The sequence below is a fragment of the Collinsella aerofaciens ATCC 25986 genome (assembly GCF_964239575.1).
In the GTDB taxonomy this organism is placed as follows: domain Bacteria; phylum Actinomycetota; class Coriobacteriia; order Coriobacteriales; family Coriobacteriaceae; genus Collinsella; species Collinsella aerofaciens_BQ.
In genome coordinates, this window is record NZ_CAXSQQ010000037.1 from 1 (window position 1) to 7461 (window position 7461).

Sequence of the window (7461 nt, forward strand, 5' to 3'; positions counted from 1 at the left end):
GGGTATCGGGTTCCCACATTCATCCGCACATGTGCGGATGAATGTGGGAGGTGTTCGGATAAAGTCGATAATCAAGGGCAACTAAACAAGTTGGTTGATAATTGCATGAAAGCAGATATACTACAATTGATTAGATAGAGGAGGTTTCTGCATGGACGTTATTAACAAAGATCTCTTGGAGCAACTGAAAGAGTTTCAGGAAGAGGGCGTCGTGGTAGAAGTGTTCGACTTTGAGGACTACATGGATAAATTCTGCCATTAGTTTCGAAATTTACTCGCCTCGCTTAAAGGAGAAGTCGATTATCGATTTCTCCTTTTTAATTAAAGATATTATTGAAATACATGCTCTTAGCACAGGTTGGCCTCTCAGTAAACTGGGAGGTTGCTTTGGCTAGTTAGAGATATGTGAACGTCCGTTAGACTGAATCTCAGGGTAGAAGGGGCCTCCAGTGTCCAGATCAACAAGGCAATGCTGCGTTTCGGCTAATAAGAACGATGGCTTTTTGCGTGTGGCGGCGGCGTCGCCGCAGATTCGCGTTGCCGATGTCGAGGACAATGTCGAGGTTGCATTGGCGGCTGTTCGCGAGGCTGCCGAGCGCGGCGTTCGCGCGCTGGTGCTGCCCGAGCTCAACTTGTGCGGCTATACCGCGGCCGATCTGTTCCATAACCGCACACTGCTGCATGCCTGTGAGGCGGTGCTTGTACGTATCCTCGACGAGACCCGTGAGTTGCCGATCGTCTTTACCGTCGGTCTTCCCGTTGCGGTTGCCGAGAATATCTACAACTGCGCCGCCGTGTGCTGCGCGGGCGAGCTTTTGGGCCTCACGGCCAAGAAGTATCTACCTAACTATGGCGAGTTCTATGAGCGCCGTTGGTTTGCTCCGGCGCCTGCGGATCCCGTGTGGGTTGAATTTGCCGGTCAGGGTCCGGTCCCGCTGGGCTCGGGGCTTATCTTTCGCTGCTGTGATGAAGGCGCCGAAGACCTGGTGCTGGGCGTTGAGGTCTGTGAGGACCTGTGGGTGCCGGCGCCCCCTTCGACCGAGATGGCGCTTGCCGGTGCGACGGTGATCCTCAACCCGTCGGCCTCGGACGAGATTATCGGTAAGGCAGATTACCGCCGCAGCCTTATCTCTAACCAGAGTGCGCGTCTGTACTGCGCCTATGCCTATGCAGACGCGAGCGAGGGCGAGTCCACGACCGATATGGTCTTTGCGGGCGAGAACCTTATCTACGAAAACGGCTCGAAGCTCGCCGCGACCAAACTACTTACCTGCGATATGGCCATCGCCGACGTTGACCTTGACCGTCTGGTTGCCGAGCGCCGCCGCTCGACGACGTGGACGCGCGCGGACGATGCGCCGGAGGCCACGACCGTTGAGTTTTCGTTTGAGGGCGTGTCGGCCAAAGAGCCTGTCCTGCGCGATGCCTGCGATATCGACCGCGTTTTCCCGCGTGCGCCTTTTGTGCCGGCCGACCATGGCGACCTTGCCGAGCGCTGCGAGACCATCCTTGACCTGCAGACTGCTGGCCTCAAGACCCGCCTTGCCCACACGGGCACCAAGGCTGCGGTCATCGGCCTTTCGGGTGGCTTGGACTCTACGCTGGCACTGCTTGTGACCGTGCGCGCCTTCGATGCGCTGGGGCTGCCGCGCACGGGTATCACGGCGGTCTCCATGCCCGGTTTTGGCACGACGCATCGCACCAAGTCGAATGCCGAGTCGCTCGCCTGCGACCTGGGCGTGAGCTTCCTCGAGGTTTCGATTCACGCGGCCGTGGAACAGCACTTCAAGGACATTGAGCACGATCCGGCCGTGCAGGATGTGACCTACGAGAACAGCCAGGCTCGCGAGCGTACGCAGATTCTGATGGATCTGGCCAACCAGACTGGCGGTTTTGTCATCGGCACGGGCGACCTGTCGGAGCTGGCGCTCGGCTGGGCTACCTATAATGGCGACCACATGAGCATGTACGCCGTCAACGCGAGCGTGCCCAAGACGCTTGTGCGCCATCTGGTGCGTTATGCGGCTGATGTCTTTGGCGGGCGTATCGCCGAGGTCTTGCTCGATATCCTCGATACGCCGGTGTCCCCCGAGCTTCTGCCACCCACGGGCGATGGCGAGATTGCGCAGAAGACCGAGGATTTGGTGGGCCCGTATGAGCTGCACGACTACTTCCTCTACTACCTGCTTCGTTTTGGCTTTGAGCCGGGCAAGATCTACCGCATGGCGCTCAAGAGTTTCGAGGGCGTCTACGACGCCAAGACCGTCCACGCTTGGTTGCGTACGTTCTATCGTCGCTTCTTTGCCCAGCAGTTTAAGCGCAGCTGCCTGCCCGATGGTCCCAAGGTGGGCTCGGTGACGCTCAGCCCGCGCGGTGATTGGCGTATGCCGAGTGACGCCAGCTCGCGTTTGTGGCTTGCGCAGATCGACGCGCTCAATGCAATTGGCTAAGGTTGGCTAAATTGAACCAATGCGGGGTTTGTAAGCGTTACACTTTTGCAATCTGATGGCCCGTATCGCGCGGCGCTCTTGTCGGAGCGCCGCGTTTTTTATATCGAAAGGTGGCACCATGCAGGCATCGCAGCGTCTCGACCGCTTTGGCGCGGAGGTCTTCGCTTCGCTCAACAACAAGCTCCTCGCGCTGAAGGCTCAGGGCAAGACCATTTACAACATGAGCGTGGGCACGCCCGACTTTAAGCCGTACGACCACGTGGTCGAGGCGCTCACGCGAGCAGCCCAAGATCCCGAGATGTGGAAGTATGCCCTGCGCGACCTGCCCGAACTCAAGCAAGCCGCGTGCGATTACTATGAGCGTCGCTTTGGCGTTTCGGGCATTACGCCGTCCATGGTGCAGTCGTGCAACGGCACGCAGGAGGGCGTGGGCCATTTGGGCCTGGCCCTGCTCGATCCGGGCGACACCATCCTGGTTCCCGATCCGTGCTACCCGGTCTTTGAGGCGGGTGCCAAGATCGCCGATGCCAAGCTCGAGTACTATCCGCTGGTTGCCGAGCACAATTACCTGCCCTATGTGGCGGGCATCGATCCCGAGGTGGCCGATCGTGCCAAGTACATGATCGTGTCGCTGCCCGCCAACCCGGTGGGCTCGGTTGGAACGCCCGAGGTCTACGAGGAGATCATCGCTTTCGCCCGCGAGCACGATCTGCTCATCGTCCATGACAATGCCTACTCCGACATCGTGTTCGACGGCGATCCGGGTGGAAGCTTCTTGCAGTACCCTGGTGCGATCGAGGTGGGCGTTGAGTTCTTCTCGCTCTCCAAGTCGTTTAACGTCACCGGTGCGCGTATCGGCTTTTTGGTCGGCCGCGAGGATGTGGTCTCTGCCTTTGCCAAGCTGCGCAGTCAGATTGACTTTGGCATGTTCTTCCCGATCCAGAAGGCTGCTATCGCGTGCCTTAATGGCCCGCGCGATGAGGTCGAGGCACAGCGTCTGAAGTACCAGGATCGCCGCGATGCCCTGTGCGACGGTCTTGAGGACCTGGGCTGGGAGCGTCCCAACGCGCATGGTTCTATGTTTGTGTGGGCCAAGCTTCCCGGTGGTCGCACCGATTCCATGGCGTTTTGCGAGGAGCTCATGGAGAAGGCCGGCGTTGTGGTGACGCCGGGCGCGAGTTTTGGTCCTTCGGGCGAGGGACACGTGCGCATGGCGCTGGTCCTGCCGCCCGATCAGATTGCTTTGGCTGTCGAGGCCATTCGCGAGGCAGGCCTGTATTAAAAAGCTATTTCGGCTCGTCAATAGATCGAAACCGATTTCGTACAGTTATTTTACGAATCCTGCAAACATTTTCGGTAAACGGTCGATTTTTGGCTTCGAATAGGAGCATAATCAAAGTCCCGATTGGATGTATTGGGATTACGGCAAGCCGCTCGGGTCGTTCCCGGGCGGCTTGTTTGTGGAGAGAGATGGGAGTTTCTAATGGTTAACGAGAAGAAGGTCGCTATTGTCGGCTGCGGTTTCGTCGGTTCGTCTTCAGCGTTCGCGCTGATGCAGAGTGGTCTGTTCTCCGAGATGGTCCTCATCGACGTGGACAAGAACCGCGCCGAGGGTGAGGCCTTGGATATCGCGCACGGCATGACGTTTGCCGAGCCGATGAAGATCTATGCCGGCGATTATTCCGATGTCGCCGACGCCGCCATGATCGTCGTCACCGCTGGCGCTGCCCAGAAGCCCGGTGAGACCCGCTTGGACCTGGTCAACAAGAACGTCAGAATCTTTAAGTCCATTATCCCCGAGATTAAGAAGTCCGGCTTCGACGGCATTCTGCTCATCGTCTCCAACCCGGTCGATGTTCTGACCTACGCCGCCATCAAGATGTCCGGCCTGCCCGAGGGCCATGTTATCGGCTCCGGCACCGTGCTCGACACCGGCCGTCTGCAGCAGATGCTTGGTGCCCACGTCGAGGTTGACCCGCGTGATGTCCAGGCCTATGTCATGGGTGAGCACGGCGACTCCGAGTTTGTCGCTTGGTCCAGCGCTCAGGTTGCTGGCGTTCCGCTGAACACCTTCTGCGAGCTTCACGGCCACCTGGAGCATGAGGCTGCCGAGAAGCGTATCGCCGAGGACGTCAAGAACTCCGCCTACACCATCATCGAGAAGAAGCACGCCACCTACTATGGCGTCGCTATGGCCGTCAAGCGCATCTGCACCGCCGTCATGCGCGATGAACAGACCGTTCTGCCTGTCTCCTCGCTCATGGTGGGCGAGTATGGCCTGTCCGATCTTGCCATCTCCATGCCGACCGTCGTTGGCCGCGACGGCGTTGTCTGCCGCGTCCCCGTACCGCTGAACGATGACGAGCAGCATGAGCTCACCGTTTCCGCCAAGGCCCTCAAGGACATCATCGACAGCGTCGACTTCTCCTGCTAAATTCGGCTCATTTAAGCAACAGGCTACAATGAAAGGCGTCCGGGCCACACGGTCCGGGCGCCTTTTTGGTGCGAGGGGGTCAGGTTACTTTGCACCACCCCAATGCACCATAGTTGATGGGAGGGCCATGTCGGATTCGCCTAATTTTTTGACCTATGCCCAGACGGCGTTTGATCCGTTTGAGGAACGGCCGTTCTGCGCGGTGGATAGCCTGGTCTTTGCGTGGTTGTCCTATTTGCGTTTGCCGGGTGATATGGCGGAGCTGACGAACTGGCAGGGCCTAGACGTACGCGAGCTGCTGCGCGCCGAGTGCTACCAAGACATGATTGGCGACCTGTGGGATCCGGAGGGGAGCCGTGCCCTGTTGGAGGCTGTGGCAGCAAGCCCTCGCTACCGTGGCGTTCGTGTTTGCGGCTATCGTAGCGTGAGTGATGCCGAGACAACGGAGCAGTTTGCGGCCATGACGTTCCGATTTCCGGCGGGGTTTAGCTATCTTGCCTTCCGGGGGACCGACAGCACGATTGTGGGCTGGAAAGAGGACTTTAACATGGCGTTCCGGTGTCCTGTGCCGGCCCAGGAATGCGCGGCGCGTTATGTAGACGAGGCGGCGGATGCGATTGACGGGCCGCTTTTGTGCGGAGGTCATTCCAAGGGTGGAAACCTTGCGGTGTACGGTGCGGCGATGTGCCCCGATGTCGCCCGTGAGCGAATCGAACGGGCGTATTCCCATGATGGTCCGGGCTTCGTCGAGGAGTTTCTGAGCGGCAACGCCTTTGCCGACCTATCCGGTCGAATCGACAAGACGCTACCTCGGTCGTCAATCTTTGGCATGATGTTCGAGACACAGGAGGACTATGCCATCGTTGAGAGCACCGAGTTCAGCCTGCTTCAGCATAATCCCTTTAGCTGGGTGGTTGATGGTCGCGACTTCGTGTACTGTGAGCGCCTGTCCGCCGGTGCTCGATACGTTGATGGCTCCATTCGCGAGATGCTGCTTGCGGTGTCGCCTAGCGAGCGCGAGCGTTTTGTAGATGCGTTGTTCTCCGTGCTTGAGGCTACGGGTGCTGAGCGGTTTGCGGATATCGCTGGGAATCTGCGCGAGAGCCTGCCCGTGATGCTCCAGGCTGCGCAAGGCTTTGACAAGGATACGCGACGCTTTGTCTCGCAGACTATCGTTGCGATTCTTAAGTGTGCGCTTCTGCCCAAACGTCCCCAGATCGACATGCCCGCTGCCGGCAAGAGCTTGGCAGAACAGCTCGAGGCTTGGCAGTCCGAGCTCCTGCGCTAACCATTGGTGCAAAGCAACCTGTCCCCGATGCACCAATCTTCGATGCGCCTGGGGCGGGCTCGACAGCTATACTGGTTCGTGCTCAATTCGATCTAGAACGGAATGCCGTATATGAAAATCAATCACGCGATTCTGCATATCCTGGACTTTGACTCGGCCGTCAACGTCATGAGCCAGCGCGAGCTCGATATCGAGAGCCGCACCGTGCGTAATTTCGTAACCACGCACCTGCGGCGCGCTCGTACCTCGGCTGATAACAAGCGTGCCACGTTTGCCGAGAACTCCGCATTCGGCGGCGAGCTCAAGGGCTATTTCTTTGGTGAGCGTGAGTTCGTGGATCTGTCTCAGCAGATTGCGGAGTTCATCTCTTCCGAACTTACCAAGGCCGAGAAAGCCGAGTCCACTGACGTGCTTGTGGCGGACTTTGACGATGATGAGGATGCCCGCTGGTTTGCCGTGATGCTGCTGGGCTCCAAGCAGGCATTCATGCACGAGGTGGGTCGCGAAGAGGGCGAGGTTCGTAACGACATCGCGCGCCACTATGCCATTCTGCCGAACCCTTCGCAAAAGGTGCCGAGCTATGCCATTGTGCGTGCAAGCACCATGGAGATCGGCTATGTGGATAAGAAGCGAAAGATTGCCGGCGAGGATCGCATGCTCATTCCCGATGGCCTGCTGCAGTGCGACACGGGGGTATCGGGCAAGGAGGTCATCGACACCGTGACGCGTGTGGTCGAGGAAGTCGCCGAGGAGCACGGTGCCAACACGGCTGTAGCACTCGCCAAGGTTAAGGCTGCTGTTGCCGAGAAAGTTGAGGATGACGAGGAACTGCCCCCTTGGGATATCGTCGATGAGGTCTTTGAGGACGAGCCGGTCATCAAGGAGAGCGTGCGTGCGGCGCTGACCGAGGAGAAGGTGCCTGAGCGCGTGCCTGTGGAGCGCAAGCAAGTTGAGCGCGCGGCCGTGCGTAATCACAAGATCCGTACCGACACGGGTATCGAGATCAGCTTCCCGGCCGAGATAGGTTCGAACTCCGAGTACATCGAGTTCGTCAACGAGCCCAACGGCCTCATTTCCATCGAGCTCAAAAACATCGGGTCAATTGAGAATCGATAAACTGCGCTTGAACGCTGCAGAAAAACAAAGGTCGGAGCCCTTCGGGACTTCGGCCTTTTTTGCTTGGAGCTGAATTACGTTGCAGACTGAGCATACGTCAGACACTATGACCCAATCCAGGGGCACGGAAACGACAGGAGCCCCCGCTCGTGACCGCGGGTCGGGGCTGCGAC

Annotated in this window: 5 protein-coding genes; all 5 read left to right on the forward strand. The window is 58.6% G+C overall.

Translation table 11 applies throughout. From position 1 onward, the window contains the following. Positions 1–449 precede the first annotated feature (449 nt). Positions 450–2450 carry an NAD(+) synthase gene (locus tag ACESUZ_RS09725; protein WP_373199841.1) on the forward strand — a complete coding sequence of 667 codons (2001 nt, stop codon included), beginning with the start codon at positions 450–452 and terminating at the stop codon, positions 2448–2450. Positions 2451–2568: 118 nt separating this feature from the next. Continuing rightward, positions 2569–3732: a pyridoxal phosphate-dependent aminotransferase gene (locus ACESUZ_RS09730; protein ID WP_373199843.1), complete on the forward strand. Its 1164-nt coding sequence runs from the start codon at positions 2569–2571 to the stop codon at positions 3730–3732. A 201-nt stretch (positions 3733–3933) separates the two neighbouring features. After that, on the forward strand, positions 3934–4884 hold the full coding sequence (locus tag ACESUZ_RS09735) for an L-lactate dehydrogenase (RefSeq protein WP_373199845.1): 951 nt from the start codon (positions 3934–3936) through the stop codon (positions 4882–4884). 127 nt (positions 4885–5011) lie between these two features. Continuing rightward, a complete protein-coding gene (locus ACESUZ_RS09740) occupies positions 5012–6172 on the forward strand; it encodes a DUF2974 domain-containing protein (RefSeq protein ID WP_373199847.1) in 1161 nt (386 codons plus the stop codon). A gap of 111 nt (positions 6173–6283) precedes the next feature. Further along, positions 6284–7288 carry a nucleoid-associated protein gene (locus ACESUZ_RS09745; protein ID WP_161194567.1) on the forward strand — a complete coding sequence of 335 codons (1005 nt, stop codon included), beginning with the start codon at positions 6284–6286 and terminating at the stop codon, positions 7286–7288. The last annotated feature ends 173 nt before the right edge of the window (positions 7289–7461 follow it).